18 protein-coding genes and 1 pseudogene are annotated in these 25,615 nt (G+C 54.0%); 5 read left to right on the plus strand and 14 right to left on the minus strand.

Annotated elements, in window-relative coordinates; genetic code table 11:
- Positions 1-45 precede the first annotated feature (45 nt).
- Entirely contained in the window at positions 46-3,525 is a 3,480-nt protein-coding gene (locus tag F0P93_RS27140) for a putative Ig domain-containing protein (RefSeq protein WP_150880913.1), read from the plus strand.
- Positions 3,526-3,743: 218 nt separating this feature from the next.
- Here the strand turns inward: F0P93_RS27140 and F0P93_RS27145 are convergent, their stop codons facing one another.
- A complete protein-coding gene (locus tag F0P93_RS27145) occupies positions 3,744-4,985 on the minus strand; it encodes an MFS transporter (RefSeq protein WP_150880914.1) in 1,242 nt (413 codons plus the stop codon).
- Positions 4,986-5,194: 209 nt separating this feature from the next.
- On the opposite strand from F0P93_RS27145, the pseudogene F0P93_RS27150 reads away from it, so the two are divergent.
- Positions 5,195-6,199 (plus strand): annotated as a pseudogene (locus F0P93_RS27150) (PDDEXK nuclease domain-containing protein).
- Positions 6,200-6,236: 37 nt separating this feature from the next.
- On the opposite strand, the gene F0P93_RS27155 reads toward F0P93_RS27150, so the two are convergent.
- Positions 6,237-6,575 (minus strand): cupin domain-containing protein, encoded by a 339-nt coding sequence (locus tag F0P93_RS27155; RefSeq protein WP_150880915.1) that lies wholly within the window; start codon positions 6,573-6,575, stop codon positions 6,237-6,239.
- Between the two features lie 279 nt (positions 6,576-6,854).
- On the opposite strand from F0P93_RS27155, the gene F0P93_RS27160 reads away from it, so the two are divergent.
- Complete coding sequence (locus F0P93_RS27160; RefSeq protein WP_191908931.1) at positions 6,855-7,976, plus strand: sensor histidine kinase; 1,122 nt, start codon at positions 6,855-6,857, stop codon at positions 7,974-7,976.
- Here F0P93_RS27160 and F0P93_RS27165 read toward each other — a convergent pair.
- From F0P93_RS27165 to F0P93_RS27175, 3 genes are read right to left on the minus strand one after another with little or no spacing between them, the layout of a single operon-like run.
- Positions 7,973-8,563, minus strand: coding sequence for a biliverdin-producing heme oxygenase (locus F0P93_RS27165; RefSeq protein ID WP_150880917.1), 591 nt, complete (start codon positions 8,561-8,563; stop codon positions 7,973-7,975). The two genes, F0P93_RS27160 and F0P93_RS27165, sit on opposite strands and share 4 nt — an antisense overlap.
- Positions 8,560-8,988, minus strand: coding sequence for a response regulator (locus tag F0P93_RS27170; RefSeq protein WP_150880918.1), 429 nt, complete (start codon positions 8,986-8,988; stop codon positions 8,560-8,562). Before F0P93_RS27170 ends, F0P93_RS27165 begins: the two co-directional genes overlap by 4 nt.
- Positions 8,989-9,000: 12 nt before the next feature.
- Entirely contained in the window at positions 9,001-11,274 is a 2,274-nt protein-coding gene (locus F0P93_RS27175) for an ATP-binding protein (RefSeq protein ID WP_150880919.1), read from the minus strand.
- A gap of 307 nt (positions 11,275-11,581) precedes the next feature.
- Between F0P93_RS27175 and F0P93_RS27180 the strand changes: the two genes are divergently transcribed.
- The gene (locus F0P93_RS27180) at positions 11,582-12,400 is read left to right on the plus strand and encodes a glycoside hydrolase family 16 protein (protein ID WP_150880920.1); all 819 of its coding nucleotides are present in this window, start codon (positions 11,582-11,584) and stop codon (positions 12,398-12,400) included.
- A 104-nt stretch (positions 12,401-12,504) separates the two neighbouring features.
- Here F0P93_RS27180 and F0P93_RS27185 read toward each other — a convergent pair whose 3' ends face one another.
- Genes F0P93_RS27185 through F0P93_RS27200 form a run of 4 tightly spaced genes read right to left on the minus strand, consistent with a single transcriptional unit; the run spans position 12,505 to position 15,407 of the window.
- Positions 12,505-13,188 carry a LytR/AlgR family response regulator transcription factor gene (locus F0P93_RS27185; protein WP_150880921.1) on the minus strand — a complete coding sequence of 228 codons (684 nt, stop codon included), beginning with the start codon at positions 13,186-13,188 and terminating at the stop codon, positions 12,505-12,507.
- Positions 13,189-13,194: 6 nt separating this feature from the next.
- A complete protein-coding gene (locus tag F0P93_RS27190; protein ID WP_150880922.1) occupies positions 13,195-14,220 on the minus strand; it encodes a sensor histidine kinase in 1,026 nt (341 codons plus the stop codon).
- Positions 14,221-14,232: 12 nt separating this feature from the next.
- Positions 14,233-14,658 carry a DUF2846 domain-containing protein gene (locus tag F0P93_RS27195; protein ID WP_150880923.1) on the minus strand — a complete coding sequence of 142 codons (426 nt, stop codon included), beginning with the start codon at positions 14,656-14,658 and terminating at the stop codon, positions 14,233-14,235.
- Positions 14,655-15,407, minus strand: a complete 753-nt coding sequence (locus F0P93_RS27200) for a hypothetical protein (RefSeq protein ID WP_150880924.1) — start codon at positions 15,405-15,407, stop codon at positions 14,655-14,657. The genes F0P93_RS27195 and F0P93_RS27200 overlap by 4 nt, the downstream gene beginning before the upstream one ends.
- Positions 15,408-15,626: 219 nt before the next feature.
- Between F0P93_RS27200 and F0P93_RS27205 the strand changes: the two genes are divergently transcribed.
- Positions 15,627-16,883: a ComEC/Rec2 family competence protein gene (locus F0P93_RS27205; protein ID WP_191908932.1), complete on the plus strand. Its 1,257-nt coding sequence runs from the start codon at positions 15,627-15,629 to the stop codon at positions 16,881-16,883.
- Positions 16,884-16,904: 21 nt separating this feature from the next.
- Here F0P93_RS27205 and F0P93_RS27210 read toward each other — a convergent pair whose 3' ends face one another.
- From F0P93_RS27210 to F0P93_RS27230, 5 genes are all read right to left on the minus strand, one after another.
- A complete protein-coding gene (locus F0P93_RS27210; RefSeq protein WP_150880925.1) occupies positions 16,905-17,921 on the minus strand; it encodes an alkaline phosphatase D family protein in 1,017 nt (338 codons plus the stop codon).
- A gap of 25 nt (positions 17,922-17,946) precedes the next feature.
- The gene (locus tag F0P93_RS27215) at positions 17,947-18,954 is read right to left on the minus strand and encodes an alkaline phosphatase D family protein (protein ID WP_150880926.1); all 1,008 of its coding nucleotides are present in this window, start codon (positions 18,952-18,954) and stop codon (positions 17,947-17,949) included.
- Positions 18,955-19,049: 95 nt separating this feature from the next.
- Complete coding sequence (locus F0P93_RS27220) at positions 19,050-19,961, minus strand: DUF1338 domain-containing protein (RefSeq protein WP_150880927.1); 912 nt, start codon at positions 19,959-19,961, stop codon at positions 19,050-19,052.
- A gap of 39 nt (positions 19,962-20,000) precedes the next feature.
- Positions 20,001-22,316: a glycoside hydrolase family 20 protein gene (locus F0P93_RS27225; protein WP_150880928.1), complete on the minus strand. Its 2,316-nt coding sequence runs from the start codon at positions 22,314-22,316 to the stop codon at positions 20,001-20,003.
- Between the two features lie 77 nt (positions 22,317-22,393).
- Positions 22,394-25,555 carry a sensor histidine kinase gene (locus tag F0P93_RS27230; protein ID WP_150880929.1) on the minus strand — a complete coding sequence of 1,054 codons (3,162 nt, stop codon included), beginning with the start codon at positions 25,553-25,555 and terminating at the stop codon, positions 22,394-22,396.
- Between the last annotated feature and the right edge of the window lie 60 nt (positions 25,556-25,615).

Consider the following 25,615-nt stretch of genomic DNA (forward strand, 5'->3'; position numbering starts at 1 on the left):
TGCTCCGGCGGTTTCCATTTTTCGTCCTTAATCGATCCATGTAAAATGAAGAAACGTTTTACCTCACTATTCCCGACCGAGGCCATCGCGGCATTGCGTACCCGGTTTTTATTACTGGGTTGCCTGCTCGGTTTTTCGCTGATCGTTTCCGCCCAGACGACCACCCGGTTTGTGTCGACAACCGGCACCAACTCCAATCCGGCGACGGCCACCAGTTGGGCCACCGCCACCGCCGATTTGCAGGGCGCCATCAACTCGCTCAGCGCGGGCGGTGAGGTGTGGGTGGCCGGGGGAACCTACAAACCCACCACCGGAACCAACCGCGACATTAGCTTCAGCCTGAAGAACAACGTTGCCATCTACGGCGGTTTTGTGGGAACGGAAGCCAACCGCAGCGAGCGACCCGCCCTCAACCTGACCACCCCGTCCAGCACCACCCTGAGTGGTGACATTGGGACGGTGGGCGACCCCGCCGACAACAGCTATCATGTCATATTCAACTCAGGCATCACCAGTACGGCCATCCTGAACGGGTTTGTAATTACGGGTGGGAATGCCAGCTTTAATAATTTGAGCAATTTTAGGGCTACCGGTGGGGGGATGTTGAATGCTAATTCCAACCCAACCCTGATCAATTGTCGTTTCATATCGAATACATCTTTTAGTGGTGGTGGGGGAATCTATAATTACGCATACTCTAATCCCAACCTGACCAACTGTAGTTTTATGTTAAATACGGCTACTGATGGAGGAGGGGTCTATAATACTGACTCCAGTCCCAGTCTGACCAATTGTAGCTTTACGTCAAATACGGCTACTAATGGAGGGGGAATGCTTAATGGTACTGAATGTTATCCGATACTCACCAACTGTAGTTTTATGTTAAATACGGCTACTGATGGAGGAGGGGTCTATAACTATTCTGCCGCCAGTCCCAGCCTGACCAATTGTAGCTTTACGTCAAATACCGCTGTTGATGTCGCGGGGGGGATGTTTAATGTTAATTCCAGTCCCAGTCTGACCAGTTGTAGATTTACGTCAAATACAGCTGGTTCTTTTGGGGGAGGAATGGTGAGTCAGAGTTCCAGTTTCAGCCTGACCAACTGTAGCTTTACGTCAAATACCGCAAGTTATGGTGGGGGAATAGTTACTAATAACTCCAGTTCCAGCCTGATCAACTGTAGCTTTACGTCAAATACAGCTATAAATAGCACTGGAGGGGGATTCTTTAATTCTACCTTCAGCAATACCAATCTCATCAATTGCATTTTCTGGAACAATGGAGGAAGTAATTCGATATATGTCGATGCAACCTCAGCGACAACGGCCAGCTACAGTCTGTTCGAAACTTCGGTAACCAACTACACTGGCTCCCACAACCTCACTACCGCCACCTCACCCTTTGTCAGTTCGGATAACCTCCAACTGACGGCCTGTTCCGCGGCTGTCAATGCCGGTGATCCGGCCAGCGCCACGGCGGTTTCCGGCCCCTACAGTGTTACGGCCCTGCCCCAGACGGATCTGGCCGGGAATCCCCGCATTTACGGAAACCGGGTCGACATGGGCGCTTACGAGTTTCAGGGAGAACCGGGAGCCATCACCGTGTCAACCCTGGCTTCTTCCGCCAGCGTCACCATCGGGCAGGCGATTAGTCTGTCGGCAACGGTAACGGGCGGCAGTAACCTGAGTTATGGCTGGGCTGCCCCAGCTGGAGCCAACCTGAGCAGCACCACAACCAACCCCGTGAGTGCCACCTTGCTCACCACCGGCCCCAAAGCCTTTACAGTGACGGTCACCAATCTCAGCTCAGGCTGCACCGCCACCAGCAGTGTCACTGTAACGGGCAATACGGCTCCCACGGCCACCATCACGCCGTCGAGTGCGACGCTGACCTGCGCCAGTCCGACCGTCAGCCTGACCGCCAGCGGGGGAAGCTCCTACCGCTGGGACGACAATTCCACGAATGCCATCCGAACCGTCAGTGCCGCCGGACCGTATTCCGTCACCGTCACGGCGGACGGGGGTTGTTCGGCCTCTACTAGTATTACGGTTTCGGGAAATACCAGTACTCCTGCGCCCCCCAATCTGACCAGCACGACCGTCACGCAAGGAGCACCAACGGTCAACTTAACCGCCAGCAACTGTGCCGGAACTCTCACCTGGAACGGCCCGGGCGGTTCGTCGGGAACCGGAGCCATTTCTGTCCAGACAACGAACCCCGGCACTTTCGTCTACCAGGCCACTTGTAACGTCGGTGGTTGTGTCAGTGATCCGGCCAGTGTAACCGTCGTGGTCACCGCGCCGACCGTCACCGGTTCCTTCGATGGGTTCATTTACGGAGGAGATTGCACCAGTTTCCGGGGCTGGGCCTGGGATCGCAACAAACCCAATACCGCCATTTTGGTCGAGATTCTGGTGGATTCCGAAAGCAAGGGTACGATTCTGGCCAACGAGTTTCGGCAGGATTTGAAAGATGGTGGCAAGGGCAATGGGATTCATGCGTTTCGGTGGACTATTCCGGATGAGCTGAAAGATGGCGAAGTACATACGCTCTCCGCCACTGTGGTGGGTAGCGGTTTTACCCTCAAGGACGGCCCGAAAACCATCCGCTGCCAGAACGGAACCCCTCCGCCCCCACCGAATAAACCGCCCGTCGCTCCCACGATGACGCCATTGACCACCCAGCAGGGGGTGACTTTTACCACGACCTTACCGGTTTTCACCGATCCGGAAAACGGTGCCCTGAGCTATGCGCTGGCAGGTCTGCCTGCTGGCCTTACCTTCACCAGCGGTACCCGGCAGATTAGCGGAAAAACCGAGATCGCGGGAAGCTTTGCGCTAACCTACTCGGCGACCGATGAGAAAGGAGCGATGAACAGCGTGAGTTTCAACCTGACCGTCAATCCGGCCGAAACCGTCGTCACGGGCAGCTTCGAAGGCTATCTGGACAAACTCGATTGCGGAGGAATTCGCGGCTGGGTCTGGGATCGCAACAAACCCAATACCCCGGTCACGGTCGAATTTTACCTCGAACCCAGTCCGGGAACCATCACGCCTTTGGGCAGTACGCTGGCTAATATTTACCGGGTCGATCTGAAAGAGGCCGGAAAAGGCAATGGCGCACATGCGTATAATTTCACGCCACCGGGCAGCGTCACCAACGGCACCAGGGTGCTGGCGCGGGTGCTGGGTTCTACGTTCGTTTTGAAAGGGTCACCGAAGGAATACCAGTGTAATGCCCCAACCCGGTTGTCAGCCGAATCTACTTCTGACTTACAGGTGACGGTTTTGGGCAACCCGGTTTCGAATCAGGTCGAGGTAGAAATCCGGGGAGCCGAAGGAAAACCACTGCACGTGCAGTTGACGGACGTCAATGGGCATCTGGTCAGTGAGCAGCAGGTAAAACAAGCAAGTCGGGTTGAACACCACAGGCTCCCGGTTTTCCATCAGGCACCGGGAATGCTGTTGCTGCGGGTCAGTACGCCAACCCAGCAAAAAACCGTAAAGATTTTGAAAGGAAAGTAAGAGCCAAGGTTGGGTAGCACTCTGTCTGGAGTGCTACCCAACCTTGGCCTGAAGGTACTGGAACGGCTGGAGAAGGAGTTTACGGGCGCGGCCAAGTGCCTTTTCCGTATCGCTTTATGCGGTAATGATTCGATTTGGGCGATTTTTGACTTTTGTTCTCTCAATTATACAATTGCTCCAGTCTCAACCGCTGACAGGGCTTGCAGCCGCTGTCAGGGTTACGTTAAAACCACCTCCTCCGTGGGATCGATGCGGAGCCAGAGCAGGCAACTGCACAACAACAGAAATGCAATCAGAAACAGCGGCAGGTTGAAATCGCCGGTGAGGTTGACGATGTAGCCGAACAACACGCCCAGAAAAACCGCCCCCAACTGCCCGACGGTGTTCATGGCACCCGACACCATGCCCGACTGACTCCGGCCCACATCATTGCAAACTGCAAACGAAACCGGGAGCGTCAAGTCCTTGAAACCCATGCCCATCGACAGAAAAATTGCGGCTGTTTGATTGTCTTCCGTCAGTGCCGACAGCAGGATCATCACCGCCGAAAGCCCCAGTCCCACGATGCCCACCACCCGCCGACCGACTTTTAACCCGTAGCGTTTCGATAACCAATCGCTCAAATAACCGCCCGTGAAGCAGCCGATGGCACCCAGAAAAAAGGGCAGCGTCGAAAAAAGCTGCATGTGTTCTTTATCGAAATGCCGCCCTTCCTTGAGGTAGGTCGGTAGCCAACCCGTGAAGAAATAGGCACCATACATGTAAAAATGGAACATCAGCATAATGGCCCACATGTTTTGACTCCGCAAAACCGCCCGCCAGGGAATGTGGTGGCTGGAAATGCGAAACCGCCGGTTTTCTTCGATGTGAGCAAGTTCGTCGGCGGTGATGTTTTGTTTTTCGTTGGGAAAATCGCGAAACCAGATATACCAGCAAACCGCCCAAACCAGACCCAGCAAACCCATCGCGTAGAAAGACGCCCGCCAGCCGAAGTGCGTGGCCACCGGCACCACGATCCAGGGGGCCAGCATTCCGCCCACGCGACCAGCGGCCCAGATGTAGGCCTGCGCCCGACCGGTTTCCTGCCGCGGAAACCAGCGGGAAACCACGATGGAAGCATTGGGATAGGCCCCGGCTTCGCCCGCACCGAACAGAAACCGCACGATGACCAGATAAAGCCAGCTCGTGGCGGTGCCGGTGAGCGCCGTGAAAACCGACCACCAGCCCACCACCCGCGTCAATACCCGCCGGGGTCCCAGCCGGTCGCCGAGGGCACCGGTTGGCAGTTCAAAAAGGGCGTAGGAAAGCGCGAAGGCACTCAGGATCCAGCCCCACTGATCGTTCCCGATCTTTAAGTCACTCTTGATGTCCGATGCGACCAGCGAAATGCAGGTTCGGTCGATGTAGGTAATGGTGGAAAGCGCAAATAAAAACGAGAGTACCCGGGAACGGTAATTCATGTGAAGGGCCGTGGTGAAATCCGGTCTCAAAATAGTGAATTACTGGACAGGATTGTAGTGAATATAAAGGTTGTTCGAAAACTCGTGAAATCGGAAACGATTAATAACCCGTTGATTAGGATTTTTCGGATCGTAAACTCATAACTTTGGCAGTCTTTTTGGTCCGCCAATAGGTCTTTCCACCCCTCTGAACTCTCCAAATTTTAACAATGAATCCAATTCCCTACTTTGCTGAACTACTTACGCTAATTCAACAGGCCCGGCAGCGTGCGATAGCCCATGTGAACCGGGAACTGATCGATCTGTATTGGAATGTCGGAGCCTACATCAGTCGAAAAGTAGAAACCAGTGAATGGGGCGATGCTACCGTTGTGCAATTAGCTGATTATCTACAAAAGTAACACCCTGACTGGATAGGGTTTAGTTATAGAGGCCTCTACCGAATGAGGAGGTTTTATGAAACTTATCGCAATGCCCCCGAAGTTTTGACAGCAGTGCTGTCAAAAATAAGCTGGACAAATCATCTCACTATTTTGGCTCAATGCAAAACGCCGGAAGAACGACAATTCTACTTGTTGCTTACGACAAGAGAGCGATACAGTTCTCGCGAACTCGAACGCCAGATTGCAGCGGGTGTCTATGAACGGGTCATGCTTTCACCCAATGTGTCCACAGTGAGGACCCAATTACAGGAACAAGCTCGCGACTCGTTTGGCGAGGGCATTTTCCGGGATCAATACGTATTTGAATTTCTTGATTTGCCCGAGCGTCACTCTGAACGCGACCTGCAACGGGCTTTGATCCAGAACATGAAACGCTTTTTACTCGAATTGGGCCGTGATTTTACGTTTATGGGCGAAGAATATCCCGTTTAGGTGGGAATGCGCGATTTCCGGCTGGATCTGCTGTTTTATCACCGTGATCTGCAGTGTCTGGTGGCTTTTGAGTTGAAAGCCGGACCGTTTGAACCGGAGTATATAGGTAAACTTAATTTCTATCTGGAAGCGCTGGACCGCGATGTACGCAAGCCCCACGAGAATCCCAGTATTGGCGTGTTGCTTTGCGCCAGCAGCGACCAGGCCGTGGTGGAATACGCCCTCAGCCGGACGCTGTCGCCCACGCTGGTGGCTGACTATACCCGCCAATTACCCGACAAGCACCTGCTCGAAGCTAAATTGGCTGAATTTTATCAATTCAATCAATCCAGCACATGAATAGAAGTACCCGTCTGCACGGCATTTAACCAAATACTCATACAAAATCCTCCCGCATCGGCGTAAACACATCCACTAGTACACCGGCTTCCAGGGCTACGGCACCGTGGGGCACATCCGGGGGCAGGTGGTAAACGTCCCCGGCTTTCAGTTCGCGGGTTTCGCCGGCAATCGTGATCGCAAACCGCCCGCTTTCGATATAACTCATCTGCGTGTGGTAATGGTGGTGAATGGCCCCGATGCCACCCGCGTCAAAGGCCACTTTCACCAGCATCAGATGGGCATCATACGCCATGATTTTGCGTCGAACACCGGGGCCAACGGTTTCCCAGGGCCGGTTTTCATCGTTGATAAAAAGAGAATCGAGCGTTGCCATCCAAGATTGGTTTTTACATGAGACTTTCCCGGCAAAAATACCAGAATACGCCATACCAACCGCCCTCATTGGAAGAATACCCTGAATACGGCACTGGCTGGCCCGGTTTTCGGGAAGGCCCTAACGATAGATTTTCGCTTTTCAGGCAAAAAAATCAACAATTAACCGTTTATCTTAGTTGATTAAACCGCATATACCAGCCCTTGATTGGGCTGATTTGAAATGGATAAACCACCCCAGGATTCAGCTCAAGACCCCTTAGTAACCGAAATTTCACGATTGCGTGCGTTGATGGACAGCGCCCAGTCGGCTTTATTCCTGCTGCAACCGGTTCGAAACGATCAGGGCGAAGTAACGGATTTCCGGTTTTCCATTGTGAATAAAAAACTGGCGATCTTTGTCGACCAGGAACCCTCCGCTCTCCTTGGCGAACTCCACAGCCGGTGGTTTCCGACCTACAAAACCAACGGCATTTTCGACCATTATTGCCGGGCACTCACCCAGGATGAGCCCCTCAAACTCGAACACCACTACAACAGCGACGGCATGGACCGCTGGCTGACGGTCGTAGCCGACCGGTTTGGCGATGAGCTTCGGGTTACGTTTCTGGATATTACCGAAAATAAACGCATCCAGCATCAGCTGGAAGCCACCATCCACCAGATCCGGAATTCCAACGAAAATCTGGAGCAGTTTGCCTACATCGCATCCCACGATTTGCAGGAACCGTTACGAAAACTGCAGGCTTTCGGCGATGTGCTGCAAAGTCAGTTTGCGGATAGTCTGGCCGATGGCGAAGTAGACCTCGTCCGCCGGATTCAGAATTCGGCCAAACGGATGCAGGTACTGGTGCGCGATCTGCTGACGTATTCGCGCCTGTCGACTCAAACGGAACCGTTTGAAAACATCTCGCTGGCGCGTTTAATCAAGGAAGTGCTGGGGGATCTGGAAATGTCGATTTCGGAGAAAAAAGCCATTGTTAAGGTAGCTCCGTTGCCTAATTTGCTCGGAAATCCGCTGCGCTTGCGGCAGTTGTTCCAGAATCTGGTTGCCAATGCCATCAAATTTCAGAAAGCCGACCAGAAACCGGAGATTCAGATCAATGCCCGCTATCCCGAACCCGAAGACTTGCCGGAAGAACTGCAGAGCCAGTCCCAGCGGCTCTTTCTGCTGGTTGAAGTGGCGGATAATGGAATCGGTTTTGACGAAAAATACAAATCGCGGATTTTTCAACCCTTCCAGCGGCTGGAAAGCCGGTCGGCCTACAGCGGAACGGGCATCGGGCTGGCAGTCTGTAAAAAAGTAGCCGAAATTCACGGCGGAGCCATTGACGTATCCAGCCAGGTCGGGAGGGGTGCCACCTTCAAAGTGTTTCTGCCGGTATATGGCAGAACGGGTTAAGCTACCGCCTGACGCTGCGGTTGTGTATGTCTGAAAATGTCGTGATACGCTAAGAAAGCCCGTTGAGCCGCTTCGATAATCCGGTCGTGATTTGCCTCTTCCTGAGCAGCCAGAATTGCCCCGAACGCTTTCCATTTGTCCAGGGCTTCGACGCCATAGCCCCGGTAAAACCGGGCATTTATAAGCAGGGGTTGCAGTTCCGGGCTTTTCTGCAAATAATGCATCACCGCTTTCCCCCCCAGCATCGAGCCTTCGCCCACGTAAGCTGCTCCCAGCAAGTCAATGGGCGACCAATGCTGAAACAAATCAGGTCTACTGTCTGGCAAGTCCATGTTCAACTCGGCCAAATCCGCTTCCAGCCAGGGCGTTTTCCGGCGGTCGTTTTGATCGTAAGACCGAAAAAAAACGGGATTTTGATCGATGGCGGCCTCCAGCGCCTGGTGAAACGTCCAATGTGCCTGCAACAAATGCCGGTACTGCTCCGGATGCATCGCACCGGCCCGTAAGGGTTCGGTATAGAGCAAGGCCTCCGTTTGTTCATGTAAGGCACGGGTTTCGTGCCGCAGTCGTTCCGCTACCGTCATCATGCGTTTACTACATTGTTATCGATCAACCAGAAGTCGCACAGCCGACGCAACAACTGCCCGATCGATTGGTACGTACCCGGTTTGACGACATAGGCATTTGCACCGAGTTGAAACGACTGGCTGATGTCCTGTGGATTGTCGGAAGTGCTGAAAACCACAATTGGCAATAGCCGCGTCCGGGACAGCGAACGCGCTCTTTCAATGATATCAAACCCGCTGTATTCCGACAAATCCAGATCGAGCAGCAGCAGCTTGGGCAGGGGAGCCGTCTCGGTCTGGTATTTTCCTTCGGCACTCAGGTAATCAAGGGCTTCGGAGCCCACATTGATCACTTTGTAGGAGATCGTTTTCTCCATTTTCCGCATCACCCGACCAAAAACGTCGGCATCGTCCGGATTATCTTCAACATACAAGAGATCTAACATTGTCGTACAAGGTTACGGAGTCTGTTGCTCCTTTGGAAACGAAACTGAAAACCGGGTTTCACGATTGGGTTCGCTGTGAAACCAGATTTTTCCCCGGTGCCGGTTGATGATCCGCTTGACAATGGCCAGTCCGACCCCGGTTCCGTCAAAGCTGGCCGCATTTTCCAAACGCTTGAAAAGGTCAAACATTTTAGCGGCATGCTTCATATCGAAGCCAATCCCATTGTCTTTCACGGTATACGTTACTTCATCGCTGGTTTCCCGGCCTTCCACCCAAACCACCGCTTCCGGGACTCGCTGGGTGTATTTGGCGGCATTGGAAATCAGATTCGTGAACACCTGGTTCACCATCGTAGGATCACCATAAATCGACGGCATCGCACCAAATTCGATCTGGACGTTCCGGTTTTTATTCTTTTCAGTGATCAGAATTTCGTCCCGAATCACGTCCAGCATTTTTGGCATGTCCAGTTTTGTGAAATTCAACTCGGTGCGTCCCATCCGGGAATAATACAAAATATGTCGGATCAGGGATCGCATTCGCTCCGTCGAATCCAGAATTTTCTGAAACATCACGCGCGTGTCGTCATCCATCGTGGCACCCTGTTCTTCCAGAATGATTTCGGAATAACAGCGAATCGACGACAGGGGCGTCCGCAAATCGTGCGAAACCGTATAGCTGAACGCATCCAGTTCTTCATAAGCCACCCGCAGCCGTTCGTTCAATTGCCGGACTTCGTTGGCTTTGCGGGCCACCACCTGCAACACATCTTCCCGCAGCTTGATGGCGACCGCGAGTTCAGCATCCCGCCAGGGTTCCGACGTATTGCGAACGGTTTGCGACCATGCCTCAAAACTCTTACGCGGGTGCAAATGCTGCCGGCCGTTTTCCGAAACCGTCACGGGTTTATCCGGATTGCCCGCCCAGGTCACCTGCCGAACCTGCTCCGGTTTAAACCACAGCAAATATTCATCCAGTTCCTTCGACAAAGCAATGGCCAGCACCCCGGAAGCCACTTCCCGGAAGGATTCGGCCGGTGGATACAGCTCCGGCAAACGGTCTGTTTCAAAAACCGTATCGAATTCCTGCGTTTTGAGCCAGTTCGTAATCCCGGCCACCGCCGATTCGGTGGGGGTTTTGCCCATGCAATAAAAGGTATTGTCAAACGCCAACACCGCCCCCGTGGCACTGTTGATGTGTAACGCCGTCAACGGGTGTTGGGTCAAACCCACCACAACATCCCAGTCTTTCAGAATCTGGCTATTGAGCGTTTGCCCGTTCTGCTGAATCTGAAACAGAAGCGATTGGTCCTCTTCGTCCTTCCGGAATTCGAGGGCCGACGACAGCAACTGGCTGACAAATTTAGCCGCCTGCCGGGCCGGAAAATCGACAAACCGGGGCGTCGAATGGTGGCAGGAAATCAGTCCCCACAGTTCACCGCGGTAGAGCAGCGAAATACTCATGGAGGCCTGTACACCCATATTTTTCAGATACTCGATGTGAATCGGCGACACCGCCCGCAGCACCGAATGGGTCAAATCCAGCGGCTGGCCTTCTGCCTGCTCTCCGTCACGCAGTGAAAAAATGGGCGAAGGGGCGCTTTTCACATCGGCAATAATCCGCACCAGATTGGTTTTGTACAACTCCCGGGCCTGCCGCGGAATGTCCGAAGCCGGATAATGCAGGCCCAGATACGATTCCAGGTGCGATTCTTTCTCTTCGGCGATTACCTCGCCGTGCCAGTCGGCGGCAAACCGGTAGACCATCACACGGTCATAGCCAATGATCTGCTTCACCCGCCGGGCGGTATTCTGGATCAGTTCGATCAGCGTCCGGTTGGATTGCACTTCGCTCAACGCATCAGCAATCAACTGTTGTTCAAAATGGGCATGAGCGGCCACCGCCGATTCCCATTCCAGAATGATCAGGGTATCGTGTTGGTGGGCAATCAGATTCCATTCGTTCCCGTTAATGCGAAACCGGTGCGGGTTCATCCGCGACCAGGCGTTCTCCCGTTTTCCCACGTTCAGAATCGACACCAGTTCGGCGGCCGTCAGGTCGGTTTCAGTCAGCAGGGCATCGAGCGGTTTTCCCAGCAGATCGGTCGCCGGCCGGTTTACAAACGTGCTGCTGTTCTCGCTACAATAGCGAATAACAAAATCATTTGCCGAAATGGCCACTAAAAAGCCGTGGGACTGGATATAACCGGGAATGTGAATAGGCTCTGTTTCACAATTGGTCAAATTGATTCCTGAAGGGGCTATGTTGGCTGTTGGTACAATCATTTTATAGGGGTAACAGACCTGCGCGGTCTTTATTCTGTCTTAGCTGAGGTTTTGTAAGCAAACGTATAAGGTAAAAAAAGAGGGGGCATCCGAGCAAATAAAACTCAAAAAACTTAGTTTGGGTTTAAAAAACCGGATTAAAAATATGGAAAAACGCGGATGACCACTGCGCCAACATCAGCATATGCACAGAGTGATTGTACTAAATTTTGTCCTTTTTGCCGCTTTTTCGATGATTTCTGAACCCTATTTTCGAAATCTGCCACGAACCTTTACATTTACCGCTCTATTCCAACCCGGATTGCTTATGACCCCGCTTTACTGCCTGATTCTCTGTCTTTTTGCCAGGCCATCTGCTCCACCAACCGCCGACTGGAAGCTGGTCTGGGCCGATGAATTCAACACCCCCGGCCCACCCGATCCAAAGAAATGGGCCTTCGAAACCGGTTTTGTCCGCAACAACGAGCTTCAATGGTACCAGCCCGACAACGCCCGCTGCGAAAACGGTTTGCTCATCATCGAAGGCCGTCGGGAAAACCGCCCGAATCCTACTCATCAGCCCGGCAGCACCAATTGGAAAACCAGCCGCGACTCCATCCGGTATACGGCCGCCAGCCTGCTGACCAAAGGGCGGCACCAGTGGCAATACGGCCGGTTTGAAATGCGGGGACGGATCGACACCCGTCCGGGTCTCTGGCCCGCGTTCTGGACGCTGGGCGTGTCGGGCGAGTGGCCGGCCAACGGCGAAATCGACATCATGGAATATTACCGGAACATGCTGCTTGCCAATGTCGCCTGGGGAACGAATGAAAAGTGGAAAGCAGCATGGCGGACGACGAAGAAACCCATCACCGACTTCACCGATCCAAAGTGGTCGGCGAAATTCCACACCTGGCGCATGGATTGGGACCAGGATTTTATCAAACTGTACGTGGATGATCAGTTGCTCAACGCGGTGGCGCTGTCGACCACGATCAACGGCGACGGCAGCGGCAAAACCCCGTTCCACCAACCGCACTATCTGCTCCTGAACCTCGCCATCGGCGGTCAGAACGGCGGTGACCCCTCGGCAACGAAATTCCCGGCGCGGTTTGAAGTGGATTATGTGCGGGTTTATCAGCAATGAGGTGTTGTTTCGCGGAGTTGAGCGGAGTAAAAAGGAGTTACGCAGAGAAAATTAATTACTCCCTAAACTCTCTTTTACTCCGCTCAACTCCGCGAAATACCTCCTCACTTCCGCAAAAGACGTTGCTCCAGTGCCTGCCGGTAGCTGGCGGCCAGCGGGATGGTGACGTGGCCCACCGTTACCTGGTGTCGTTCCAGTTTGCGGATCGCTTTCAGCGCCACGACATACGATTTGTGGACCCGGACAAACTGGTCACCTGGCAGCATTTCGATCATTTCCGACAACGTCATGCGAGTAGATACCTGCCGGTTTTCTTCGTGAATGAAGAGCAGGTTGGTGTCTGAATGGATGTAGAGCACCTCACTGAGATTCATCCGCACCCAGTCGTAGCCATCTTTCACAAAAATGCTCGACGGTTCCCCGCGTTGCAGCAGGTATTGCGTGTAGGCGCGGTTGCAGCTCTGCAAAAACCGGCCGAAGGCGATGGGTTTCAGCAAATAATCGAGGGCATTCAGGGCAAACCCCTCCAGGGCATAGTCGGCGTAGGCGGTCGTAAAAACAATCGATTTGTTGAGCGGAGCGATCAGTTGGGCAAAATCCGTCCCGCTCAGATCCGGCATTCGAATATCCAGAAAAATCAAATCAACCCGTTGGGTGTGCAGGAAATTCAGCGCATCGGTCGTATTCAGAAAAGGTTGAACCAACTCCAGAAACGGCACTTTTTCGGCATACCGGCTCAAGACCTCCAGGGCTGCGGGTTCGTCATCGATGGCAATGGCTCGGAGCATAGGTAATTATAAATCAATGCGTAAGGTAACGACAAATGCCTGATCGGTTTGCGAAATCTGCAACTCATGCCGGTTGGGATAGAGCAGTGCCAGGCGCTTGCGGGCGTTGGCAATGCCGGTTCCGGAGCCGGTTTTCGTACCGGCTGTGGCTCCGATTGTATTGACAACGCGTAACTGGAGCTGTCGGTTTTCGACTGTCACGTCCAGTTCCAGCTTCGTTGGGTGAATGAGACTGACACCATACTGAAACATGTTTTCGACAAACGGAATCAGCAACAGAGGAGGCAGTTGCGCCGGTTGGCCGTCCCACTCCAGCCGGGTGTGCAGATGCAACGTGTCCAGGTGCGGCAACCGGGCGCGTTGCAGGGCCAAATATTTTTCCAGAAACTGAAACTCCTGTTCGACAGAAATCACCGGGCGTGTCGAGTCCTTCAAAGTAAACCGCAGAATGCCGGACAACTGTTCAATCAGATCCGCCACCGATTCGTTGTCCGATTGCTGGGCTTCGTTGTAGATGGTATTCAGCGCATTAAACAAAAAATGGGGATTGATCTGGGCCTTTAACGCCGTTAGTTCGGCTTCCGTTTTTTGCTGGATCAGTTGCTGCTGCTGCCGCCGGGTTTGCAGCACATCGGCGATAAAACCGTAGAGAATCAGAAAGCCCACCAGCAGCACAGTGACCAGAATATTTTCGTCCACAAAAGCGGGTTCCTGATCGGTACGAACTTGTAGGGCTTCGAAGAGCAACCAGGCGAAAAGGCACAACCAGCACCAGTAATACGGCCGTTTTTTTTCCTGATGCATCCACCGCCGGAAAGCCAGCCGGTAATTCAGAAAAGCCAGCAACCCCATACAGAGCAGCAAAAAAAGCAGGCCCAGCAGATACCGCATCAGGCTGCCTAAATCCGGCAGTTCCTGATCCCGCCGGGGCCAGACGACCTGATAGAGCCGCCACCCCCAGTAGGTGAGCAGGGCCAGCAGGGAAACTGCCAGCAGCAGGGATGACCGGAAAAACACAAAACGTCGGTTCATGAACGGGTGACCTTAATCGGGTTGCAGGACTGGCCGGACGGTTTCGGGTTTCATCCGACGCAATTCCTGCCGGGCCTGCTGCGGATCGACCGGCGCCATCAGCATCATGGAACTCAGGAAATCAACCTCCACAACCGCCTTGATGTAATAGGTCTGACCCGCCTGCACCCGTACCCAAAGCGGTCGGCTATCGGTAAAATAATCACTGATGAACTCAATTTTAATCCGGCCCGGCGGTACGGGCAGTTGAACATACCGATTGGGCGACAGTTCGCCGACTTTTTGATCGTTTATTTTGAAGGCATAGGCTTTGCCCAATCCCGAAATAAACTCTTTTTCGCGATACAAAATCAATTGCGCCGGTTCGGTTTGGATCGGTTGCCGGTTGTCATTTGCCACCAAAACTGACATCAGCAGACTGAACAGAAGCGTTTTCATGGCTTACGGCGCGCCATGTAGTTGCGGGAAATATACAGCCCTACCTGGAAATAGAATTGGCCCAGGCGTTCCTTCGGAGCATCCACGAGTTGATAAGCCTCAGAATGCCAGGGAGTACGTTGAAAACTGCGCCGGTAACCGACCCGGCTAACCCATTGAAACGTATTAGGCCGTTTTTCACGTTGCGCAACCTCCACATTCACATCCCAGAAACCGGTGGTCTGTTTTAAAGAAGGTACACTTGCGGGTGGCGTATATTGGAGTATATTCTGAAACGAAACCACCTGACTGCTGGGTCGAAACAAGCTGTATTCGTAGTTAATACTGCCCAAACCGGCGTTGATAAAGACCCGTTTGTTGCGCGTATTGGCCACATCGTATCCCAGTAGGAATGTCAAACCGCTGACACTCTGGCTCCGGGCAAACAGGGATGTGCCTTTTTTATCGGGCGGCAGTAAGCTTTTGTCAATCCCAAAAAACGCTTGCAGGGTCACTTTAAATCGTTGTCGCCGATAGGCAAAAGCCGCCAGCGCCATCCGGTCCAGCGACTTGTCTACTTTAACCTGATTGTCACGAAAATACCTCTGCATAGCGGGCAGATGAGTTACCGCATACGCAAACCCGGGTTCCATGATCAAGCTGGATCTGAAATTGCTTTTGGCGGGAATGACGGGGGCGGCCGTGGAATCGTCGGATTGTCCCCAAACCGGAGAAGCGGCCAGAAGTGCGATTAAAAAAGTGAGTTTCATAGGTAGTTGCCTGAACGAGTGTACTTCAAAAAAACCGGTAGAAAATTCCGTTTCCAAACGGGTGTGGGTAATGCTGCAAAGTTTGTGGTCAAACCGCTCAACTATGTGTTCATGATCCGGTAAATATTACTTTAACATTCCCTTTACACCGAACGATTCGTCGGTAAAATTGAAATGATTAAGTTTGTCCGCTTACGGTTCGACTATTCCTCTACCCCTATGAAACGGTTTTACGTACTTGCCTGCCTGTTTGTTTTCGGAAACGCCTTGATCAGCTACGGCCAGACGGTGGGCCAGCCGCTGCCGGTCTGGCAGGAAGGCTATCTGGACATCCACCAGATCAATACCGGTCGCGGCAATTCGGCGTTTTTGATCCTGCCCGATGGCACCACAGCCCTGATCGACGCCGGTGAGCTGGATCTGACCGACCCGCGAACGACGAGCCCGCGCAACACCCCCGCCCGGCCCAGTGCCGACCGCCATGCCGGGGAGTGGATTGCCCGCTATGCCCGCAAAGCCCAAAGTTTTCGCCCTGATCCGGCCATCGACTACGCCATCATGACCCATTTTCACGACGACCACATGGGGGCGCCGTCGTCGGCTTCCAAAAAATCGGCGGGCGGTTATCTGCTCACGGGGATTACCGAAGTGGGTGAACACATTCCCATCCGAACCGTCATCGACCGGGGCTGGCCGGATTACAACTACCCTCGCTCCTTCGAGCAGGACCCGCTGGTGACGAATTACCGGAAGTTTCTGAGCTGGCAAATGCAGAACAAAGCCCTGAAAGTGGAGCGGTTGCAGGCCGGACGCAACGACCAGATTCGGTTGCTGAAACAACCCGCGAAATACAGGGACCGGTTTGAAATCCGGAATCTGGCCGTCAACGGTGAGATCTGGACGGGCGTTGGGTCGGTCACGCGTCAGCATTTCCCGGAACTGAAATCGCTGCCCCAAAATCAGTATCCGAACGAGAACATGTGCAGCATGGCGTTGCGACTGAGCTACGGCAAATTCGATTATTTTTCGGGGGGCGACATTCCCGGCGTCCTGCAATTCGGCGCGCCGATGTGGCACGATGTCGAAACACCGGTGGCGCGGTCGGTTGGGCCGGTGGAGGTGCAATTGCTCGATCACCACGGCAACCGCGATTCGCAGAACGGTTTTCTGCTCGGCAGCCTGCGCCCCCGCGTGCTGGTGATTCCGGTCTGGTCGTCCGACCATCCGGGACACGATGTGCTAGCGCGGATTTACACGCAGCAGGTCTACGCGGGCGACCGCGACGTATTTGCCACTGACATGCTGGAAGCCAACAAGCTGGTGATCGGCGAGATGCTAAACCGTCTAAAAAGCGATTCCGGGCATGTGCTGGTGCGGGTCGATCCGGGCGGAGATACCTACCGCGTTCTCATTCTGGAAGACACCGACGAGTCGTTCCGGGTAAAAGCCATTCACGGCCCATATCAGTCGCGGTAATTTTTACGACGGAAAGAACCGTTAAAAGGAAATTTCCTGGGTCAGATACGTCGCCTGATGGTCGCCGTTGATCCGAACCGTCGCCGTTTTTCTGGCCCAGTCGATGGTGAACAAGCCGTAGTTCAGGTCGAAAACCACCTTGCCAACCCGCAGGGCGTTCGGCTCATCACGCGGTTTGGCCGTATGCGTCAAGCCACTGCTGGTGATGTCGTATAACTCGTAACCCAACCCCGGAACGCTGATTTTGGACACTTCGGCAATGTGCCGATCGCCACTGATCAGCATGGCACCTTTCGGTTTTGTTTTGCCTAACAGATCGAAAAACCGCTGCCGGGCGGTGGGGTAATTCCCCCACTTTTCGTAGATATGGTCGTTAGCCAGAAACTGAATCCCGCATCCAATGATGTGGACATCGGCGTCGGATTTCGTCAACTGTTGCTCCAGCCACTGCCATTGCGCTTCGCCCAGAATATCCCCGGACGGATCGGGCGCATTGACTTTGTTGACTTTTTTCAACGGATCGCGGAAATACCGGCCATCGAGCAGAATTACCTTCACCCGTTGGCCTTTTGGCCCGTAAACGTGCGACGAGTAAGCGCCTTCCTGCTTCCGCAAGGGGCTGCTGGCCGATACGTCCAGAAAATCCAGCATCAACTGTTGGCTTTCCTTCCGGCGCGGATATTCCTTGCCGCCATCGTTGACGCCGTAATCGTGGTCATCCCAAACGCCAATGATTTTGGTGGACTGCCGCAACTGGCCATAAATAGGGTTGGATTTCTGCCGGTCGTATTTGGCCTTCAGCGTATCCAGGTTTTCCGAATCGCCGTAAATGTTGTCGCCGAGCCAGATCCAGACCTCCGGTTTTTGAGCCACAATATCATCCCAAAGTGGTTGGGGCCGTTTCTGATCGCTGCACGAACCGAAGGCAATCGTAGTAACGGGTTGCTGACTGGCGGAAGCCGCCGTTTCGGTTTTCGGGGTGCGGCACCCCGTCCAGAGCGTGCAGCCAAGCAAGCCGAGTAAAAAAATAGTTTTCATAACGTTGAGCAATCAGGAAGCTGTATCAAAACGGTATTTCCTGCGTCAGATACGTCGCCCGGTTGTCGCCGTTCACCCGAACGGTTGCCGTTTTTCTGGCCCAGTCGATGGAAAACAAGCCGTAATTCAGGTCAAATGCCATTTTGCCAACGCGGTATGCATTCGGTTGTTCGTAGGGTTTGGAGGTGTGCGTCAGACCACTGCTGGTGATGTCGTAGAGATCGTAGCCCAGTCCCGGCAGGCTGATTTTGGAAATTTCGGCGATGTGCCGGTCACCACTGATCAGCATCGCCCCTTTCGGCTTCGTTTTGCTCAACAAATCGAAAAACCGCTGCCGGGCGGTGGGAAAATTCCCCCACTTCTCGGACGTATGGTCGTTGGCCAGAAACTGGATTCCACACCCGATGATGTGGACATCGGCGTCGGATTTCGTCAACTGTTGCTCCAGCCACTGCCATTGCGCTTCGCCCAGAATATCCCCGGACGGATCGGGCGCATTGACTTTGTTGACTTTTTTCAACGGATCGCGGAAATACCGGCCATCGAGCAGAATTACCTTCACCCGTTGGCCTTTTGGCCCGTAAACGTGCGACGAGTAAGCGCCTTCCTGCTTCCGCAAGGGGCTGCTGGCCGATACGTCCAGAAAATCCAGCATCAACTGTTGGCTTTCCTTCCGGCGCGGATATTCCTTGCCGCCATCGTTGACGCCGTAATCGTGGTCATCCCAAACGCCAATGATTTTGGTGGACTGCCGCAACTGGCCATAAATAGGGTTGGATTTCTGCCGGTCGTATTTGGCCTTCAGCGTATCCAGGTTTTCCGAATCGCCGTAAATGTTGTCGCCGAGCCAGATCCAGACCTCCGGTTTTTGAGCCACAATATCATCCCAAAGTGGTTGGGGCCGTTTCTGATCGCTGCACGAACCGAAGGCAATCGTGGTGACGGGCTTCTCGCGGGCGGAAGCCGCTGTTTCGGTTTTTGGGGTGCGGCACCCCGTCCAGACCAGCAGGCCAAGTAGAACTAATTTTTTCATACAGGAGGTTTGGGTCGTTAATTCCTGTAAATGTAAAAAAGTTGATTCGTTTCTGAATCAACTTTACCATTTGTTAACAGAAGAAGCCGGGTTGATTATTTCCCGGTCTGCGATGTAAACGTGCTCTCAAAAATCTTGTCGGCATTACCGGCTTCAAAACCATCGCGCCGGTGTTCGCGCCGGATCTGATCGGCGGGCAGGTGCTGAAACTCGGGCAACACCCGCCGTTCGGCAAACTCGACGTACGAGCCGGCAATGCGATGGATCTTGCCGTCGGCAAATTCGGCGTCAATCATCTGGGCAACGGTCGAGGCCTGCAACAGACCTTCGTCCGGACTAATTTTAATTGTCCCGCCCGCTGTGTTGAGCTTAATTCCGCGCCGTTCCAGAAAAGCGACAAAGTCCTGGACGGTGTTGTATCCCGGTTTCAGGTTGTGCACACTGATCGTGAAGTGGTTGAGGTAATAGCGGTTGTAAATCACCCAGGCGGCATATTCGCTTTCGTTCAGCAACGTCCGGTAGTCGTCGAGGGTGGGAATCTGCCAGAGCGGCTGATGCAGAAACTGATCGACGGCCCCGGCATCGTCCAGATCCAGCGCATCGACCGGATCGAAAACGACGGTATCCGTGTACTTGTAAATGACATGCTGGGCTTCGTCTGACAAATCCTGTACCCGCAGTTCACTCACAAAAATGCGCGGATAATGCGGTTTCGGCGGACTGTACCACCAGGCGTTCAGTTTCTTTTCCTTAAAGTCATACGGTTCGCGTTTTTCGTAACCGTAGTGCAGAAAGATCTTTTCGAACGACTGGATTCCGAGGCTCGGCACGCCCATCGTCCGGAACGCAATGTGGTCATTTTCAATCTCATCAACGGCCCGAATCACGTTTTCATCAATGAGCGCATCGACGATTTTCAACACGTCGGGAACGCGTTCCCGATACCGGCTCATCAGCCCGTCGAGGACGGCGTCGAGGGTTTTCAGTCTTTCGGATGGAGTGGTCATGTTGTCATCGGTTTCTTTCAAGTAAAGATACCAATTTTGTCATTCCACCACCACCTCATCCACCGACACCGCCGTCGGCAACCCTTCCCTTGGCAACCCCGCCGGAGCTGCTCCGGCATTTTTGGCTTTGATGCGCACATACCGCGCCCGGGCGGTTTTGAAATCGGCCACCACCGGCAACATGCCCCACGATCCTTCAAGCGGATATTTGACAGGCTGGCTGATCGCGTCCTTGTAGGTCGTGCCATCCTGAGATAACCCGATTTCGACAGCAGAAGGCGGAAAATCATTGTACGAAATACGCTTCAGGAAGTTGGCCGACACTTTGGTTACGGGCCGCACCTCGCCGAGATCGATCGTCACCTCCAGATCTTCGCCGGTTATGCTCACCCATTCCGACTTGTTGCGGGGGCTCTGGGCCACCTGTCCATCGGTCAGTTTTTTCTTCGTCGGGTCGGCTTTTTCGGCAGCGGTATTGGCGTAGGTATACGGTTTTCCTTTCGCCCGGTGAATGTAAAACGTTTCCTCAAATTTGGCTCCGGCGGTTGTCACGGCTTTGATCGTCGTTGTTTTTTTCAGCGCAATCGGCATCGTGTATTCGGTCGAGGTCGTGGACGGTTGTTTGCCGTTGGTCGTGTAGTAAATCTTGCTGTCGGAATCAAGCTTTTCCAGCCGAACCTGCAACTGGTCGGCGTCGGTAAACTGCGTCACGGCGCGCACATCGAGCAGTCGTTTGGAATAGTTGACATTCAGGTAATTCAGGCGTTTCAGGTGTTCCTTCAGGCGCATCGCAAAATCCTCGAAATTGCGCGGTCCCTTTGGCATCCAGCCGATTTCGGCCAGCGCCGACGCCCGCGGAAAAACCATGTACTCCACGTGCTGCGTCGTCGGAATGTATTCGGTCCAGACGTTGCCCTGCACCCCCAGAATGTATTTTTGCTGGTCGGGCGTCAGTTCGGCGGGCGTCGGCTCGTAGCTGTACACTTTTTCGATGGGCAAATATCCGCCACCCGCCAACGGTTCCTGCGCCGGATTGCCCTGATACTGATCCAGATAGCAGAACTCGCCGGGCGTCATCACCACATTGTGTTTCTGTTTGGCGGCTTCAATTCCGCCTTCCGTCCCGCGCCAGCTCATCACCGTTGCGTTGGGAGCCAGACCCCCTTCCAGAATTTCGTCCCAGCCAATGATAGCCCGGCCTTTCGAGTTCACAAACTTTTCGATGCGCTGAATGAAATAGCTCTGCAACTCGTGTTCGTCTTTGAGCTTCAGTTTTTTGATCAGATCCTGGCAGAATGCACTCGCTTTCCAGGCGTCTTTCGGGCATTCGTCTCCGCCGATGTGAATGTATTTGCCGGGAAACAGCGCCATCACTTCCGTCAACACATGCTGCAAAAACACGAACGTTGGCTCATTGGGGCAGTAGACGTCTTTGAAAATGCCCCAGCGTGTCGCCACCTCGTATTTTTTGGCCGCATCGCACGAAAATTCGGGATAGGAAGCCAGAGCCGCCAGCGCGTGGCCCGGCATTTCAATTTCGGGAACAATCGTCACGTGCCGGGCGGCCGCATACCGAACCACCTCCTTGATCTGTTCCTGCGTATAAAAACCGCCGTATTCTTTTCCATCGTACTGAAACGGGTAGTTTTCGGCATTGTGACCCACCACAGTTTCCTTGCGTTTGGAACCAACTTGCGTCAGTTTGGGGTATTTTTTAATCTCGATCCGCCAGCCCTGGTCGTCGGTCAAATGCCAGTGGAAGGTGTTGAGTTTGTGCATCGCCATCAGGTCGATAAACCGCTTGACGAACGACACGGGCATGAAATGTCGACTAACATCGAGCATCAGCCCCCGGTAGCCGTAGCGGGGCCGGTCGAGAAGCTGGCAGGCCGGAATGGTCCAGGCCACGTTGTCGACTTTTGCGGGGCTGAAAACCGCCGTCGGCAGAAGTTGCAGGAGCGTTTGTACGGCGTAGAAATAGCCCTTGGGCGTTTCGGCTTCCACCACAATCCGTTCCGGTTTCACGTTCAGCACATAGCCTTCCGGGCCACAGCGACCGGCTTTATGCGTCTGAAAAACAATGTGCTTTCCTTTCGCCAGGGCGGGTGTTGCCGACGCCACCGCAACCTGAAAACCGCTGGCGGTTTTCAGTTGACCGGCCAGCGTTTGGGCGGCTGCCCGCTGCCCCGCGTCTTTGGCGGCAATGACGATGCGTGTAGCGGGCGAAACCGTAAAGTGGCCGTCGCTACCCGCAAACTGGGCCGGAAAAGGAAGCAGGTTGTAAGCGTTGTCGGATTGGGCAATCAGGGAAAACGAAAGCGTAAGACAGACCAGGAAGGCAACAAGGTGTTTCATGAAGAACGGACGGTGGTTGGCAAAATTCAAAGGTAGGCAAAAAGGGATTTCTCCCTTCCAGATTCATAGCGAACGGCTCAAACGGGTTCCTGAAGCGTCAGTGGCAGTCGAATCACAACCTGCGTTCCGGCCGGTTCGCCGTCGTCATTCCATTTGTCGATGATTTTTGCTCCCGCTTCTTTTCCGCTGCGCTGCTGAATCAGTTGCAGTCGTTCCTCCGTCACTTTCAGGCCGACGCTCTGGTGCGACGAGGTCGCGTGGCTTTTGAGGGATGCGGCTTTTTGCCGACCCACCCCATCGTCGTCCACCATGCACTCCAGGTGTTCACCGACGGGTTTGATGCAAACCCGGATGGAGCCCCGGCTTTTTTTGTGGGCCATGCCGTGCAGAATCGCGTTTTCAATGTAGGGCTGAATAATCATCGGCGGAATGGAAACCCGCTCCTGGTCCAGCGACGGATCGGTTTCAATCGAAAAATCGAACTGGTGGCCAAACCGCAGTTGTTCCAGTTCCAGATACAGTTGAAGCTGTTCGGTTTCGCTGGCCAGCGTCACCCATTCCTGCCGCGAATTGCCCAGAATCAGCCGCATCAGCCGGGCAAATTTGACCAGATATTTATCCGCATTGTCACTGTCGTTTTGCAGCACAAAAAGCCGGACGGCATTCAGCGAATTGTACAGGAAGTGGGGGTTCATCTGCGAGCGCAGCGCCTTCATTTCCGAGGTGGCAATCCGTTCCCGCAGTTCGCTTTTCTCCTGTTGCTCCTTCGCCACCCGGCGGTTGCGCCACTGGGCAATGAAAACCACGAGGGCAATGAGCGCACCGATGGCCGAGAGCCGAAACCACCAGGTTTCCCAGAAGGGCGTCCGGATCATCACCCGCATCCGGTAACCCTCCCGGTTCCAGATGCCGTCGTTGTTGGCCGCAATGACGTGCAGCACATAGTCGCCGGAAGGCACATTGGTGTAGCTGGCAAACGGACGGTTTCCGGTCTGGTTCCAGCGTTCCTCGAAGCCTTCGAGCCGGTAGGCATACCGGTTGGCGCCGGGGTTGTCGAAATTCAGGGCCGCGATTTCAAAACTGAACTGATTCTGGTCGTAATCGAGACCGATGTCCGGCGGATTGGCCGAAATGTTCCGCAAGTACTCCCGCCCGTTGACTTTGAAGGAAGTCAGATACACCGGCGGCACAAAGCGATTGATCCGAACCCGGCCGGGCTGAATGTAGACCAGCCCCCGCATGGCGCCGAAGTAAAGCCGTCCTTTCGAATCACGCTCGCTCGACCCCGACTCAAATTCGGTCATCGGCAGGCCGTCGGCTTCATCGAAGGGAATAAAACGAAGCTGACGAATATCGGTCACCGCCACCCCGTTGGAAGTACTGATCCAGAGCGTATCGCCAGTTAGTCGCAGGCCGGCAATGTCGCTGTTGGGCAGGCCGTGGCGGGTCGTAAAGACATCGAAGCGTTTGGTTTGTTCGTCGAGCCGGGCCAGGCCATTGTCCGTGCTGATCCAGAGCTTTCCGGTTTCATCTTCGGCAAAATCCGTTACTCCTTCGTCGGGCAAACTGTGGGGATCTTCTTCGCGGTGGACGTACTGATCCAGCAGTTTCAGGTCAGGGCTGATTTTAAAAACCGGCCCTAAACCGCCTACCCACAAATTGCCGAAGCGATCGAGATAAAGTGTGTTGTAGTTCTTTCCGGGCAGTTTCCGGATGCGTTCGTCGTTGAACTGGTTGCTAAAGGTACGGGTGCGGGGGTCATAAATCGTCAATTTCTCGTTCGTACCGATGTATACCCGGTTATCCCGCCCCTGAATGACGGAAAAGACCTGATTGCCGGCCACAAAATCGCGTCGTTTGGGGTTAAAAACCGGGTAGTCGGCCGGATCGTCGGCGGATGGCAGGCAAGGAATGTGTTCAAACCGCTGCGTTACCGTATCCAGTCGGCTCAGGCCCGTAAACTGCCCCACCCACACGTCCCCGTTGCGGTCGGCCAGGGCCGAATACGTCAGGTTGTTCCGGAGGCTGGCCGGATCCTGCGGGTCATGCCGGTAGACCCGATAGGATTGTCTTTGCGGATCGATCATCGTCAGGCCGTCGCGGGTAGCGATCCAGAGACGGTCTTTCAGATCAAACGAAAGCGAGGCCGCATCCAGCCCCAGGGTTGAAACGGGGTGGTAGCCAACGTCGTCGAAAAGAGAGCGAAACTTGTCAACTTTGGGGTTAAACCAACTCACCCCGGCGTCGTCGGAACCAACCCAAATGATGCCCGCCCGGTCTTCGAACAAGGTTTTTAATGAATTTGAAACGAGACTTCGGGGGTTATTTTCGTCGTTCTTGTAACCTAAAAACCGGTTTTTAGTCGCATCATACCGGTACAGTCCTTCCCCTGCCGTGCAGATCCAGACGGTTTCGTTCCGGGTAATCAGGATCGACGCAATGCCCTGGCTTACGCGGATGGGCAAATTCCGAAACTGGCCGGTGGCCGGATCCAGAATTGCAACCCGCCCTTTTTTAGTACCCACATACATCGCCCCCGAACGCGGATGCCGGGCCAGCGACAACACATAATCATCCGGCAAAGAGGTGGGAATCGACTCCGCATGGCGAAAGGTCCGGAATTGCTTCGTTTGCCGGTTATACGCATAGAGTCCGGCCTGGGTAGCAATCCAGAGGGTGGGGCCATCGGCCAGCAGATACCGGATCGAATTGGCGGTTGGGCGGTCGGTAGAGTCGGACGGAACGGTGAGCAAACTGGCTTTTTCCGTAACCGGATCGAAGCGTACGATTCCGCCGTTGGTTCCCAACCACAGCACGCCATCGGTGCTTTGTGCCGCCGTCCGGACGAAGTTACAGCCGTCGCCCAAAGCCGTGAAATAAAACCGTTTGACGGCCTGCGTTTGTGGGTCGATGCGGTTCAATCCCTTTTGAGCGCCGATCCACAGGATGCCGTCCCGCGCCTTAAAAACGGAGCGGACAATGCGGTGGGAAAGCGATTGGGGGTTTCCGATCTGGGGGGCATAATTGATGCAACGCAGTCCGTCGAAGCGGGTGACGCCGTTCACCGTCCCGATCCAGATAAACCCCAGATCATCCTGTGCAATAGACGATGTAAAATTTGTGGCCAGCCCCTGGCGCAGTGATAAGCGTTGAAACGACAGCGTGGGAGACTGGGCCAGCACCTTCAAACTGAGCAGCCAGAAGAAAAATAGCCACGCCGGGCGTCGTTTGGTAATCATTGAGAAAGGAAGGGGTCGGTGGGCAAAAACGCTGGTTCGTTGTACCGGTTTTCAAATGAC

This window comes from Larkinella humicola, assembly GCF_008727875.1.
Classification (GTDB): Bacteria; Bacteroidota; Bacteroidia; order Cytophagales; family Spirosomataceae; genus Larkinella; species Larkinella humicola.

Coding starts and splice junctions, on each gene's coding strand:
- F0P93_RS27185 (WP_150880921.1), bottom strand. CDS start 13,188: ATGCTCCGAGCCATTGCCATCGATGACGAACCCGCAGCCCTGGAGGTC.
- F0P93_RS27165 (WP_150880917.1), bottom strand. CDS start 8,563: ATGATGACGGTAGCGGAACGACTGCGGCACGAAACCCGTGCCTTACAT.
- F0P93_RS27230 (WP_150880929.1), bottom strand. CDS start 25,555: ATGATTACCAAACGACGCCCGGCGTGGCTATTTTTCTTCTGGCTGCTC.
- F0P93_RS27210 (WP_150880925.1), bottom strand. CDS start 17,921: ATGAAAACTATTTTTTTACTCGGCTTGCTTGGCTGCACGCTCTGGACG.
- F0P93_RS27225 (WP_150880928.1), bottom strand. CDS start 22,316: ATGAAACACCTTGTTGCCTTCCTGGTCTGTCTTACGCTTTCGTTTTCC.
- F0P93_RS27205 (WP_191908932.1), top strand. CDS start 15,627: ATGAAACGGTTTTACGTACTTGCCTGCCTGTTTGTTTTCGGAAACGCC.
- F0P93_RS27190 (WP_150880922.1), bottom strand. CDS start 14,220: ATGAACCGACGTTTTGTGTTTTTCCGGTCATCCCTGCTGCTGGCAGTT.
- F0P93_RS27170 (WP_150880918.1), bottom strand. CDS start 8,988: ATGTTAGATCTCTTGTATGTTGAAGATAATCCGGACGATGCCGACGTT.
- F0P93_RS27180 (WP_150880920.1), top strand. CDS start 11,582: ATGACCCCGCTTTACTGCCTGATTCTCTGTCTTTTTGCCAGGCCATCT.
- F0P93_RS27155 (WP_150880915.1), bottom strand. CDS start 6,575: ATGGCAACGCTCGATTCTCTTTTTATCAACGATGAAAACCGGCCCTGG.
- F0P93_RS27195 (WP_150880923.1), bottom strand. CDS start 14,658: ATGAAAACGCTTCTGTTCAGTCTGCTGATGTCAGTTTTGGTGGCAAAT.
- F0P93_RS27140 (WP_150880913.1), top strand. CDS start 46: ATGAAGAAACGTTTTACCTCACTATTCCCGACCGAGGCCATCGCGGCA.
- F0P93_RS27145 (WP_150880914.1), bottom strand. CDS start 4,985: ATGAATTACCGTTCCCGGGTACTCTCGTTTTTATTTGCGCTTTCCACC.
- F0P93_RS27200 (WP_150880924.1), bottom strand. CDS start 15,407: ATGAAACTCACTTTTTTAATCGCACTTCTGGCCGCTTCTCCGGTTTGG.
- F0P93_RS27220 (WP_150880927.1), bottom strand. CDS start 19,961: ATGACCACTCCATCCGAAAGACTGAAAACCCTCGACGCCGTCCTCGAC.
- F0P93_RS27215 (WP_150880926.1), bottom strand. CDS start 18,954: ATGAAAAAATTAGTTCTACTTGGCCTGCTGGTCTGGACGGGGTGCCGC.
- F0P93_RS27175 (WP_150880919.1), bottom strand. CDS start 11,274: ATGATTGTACCAACAGCCAACATAGCCCCTTCAGGAATCAATTTGACC.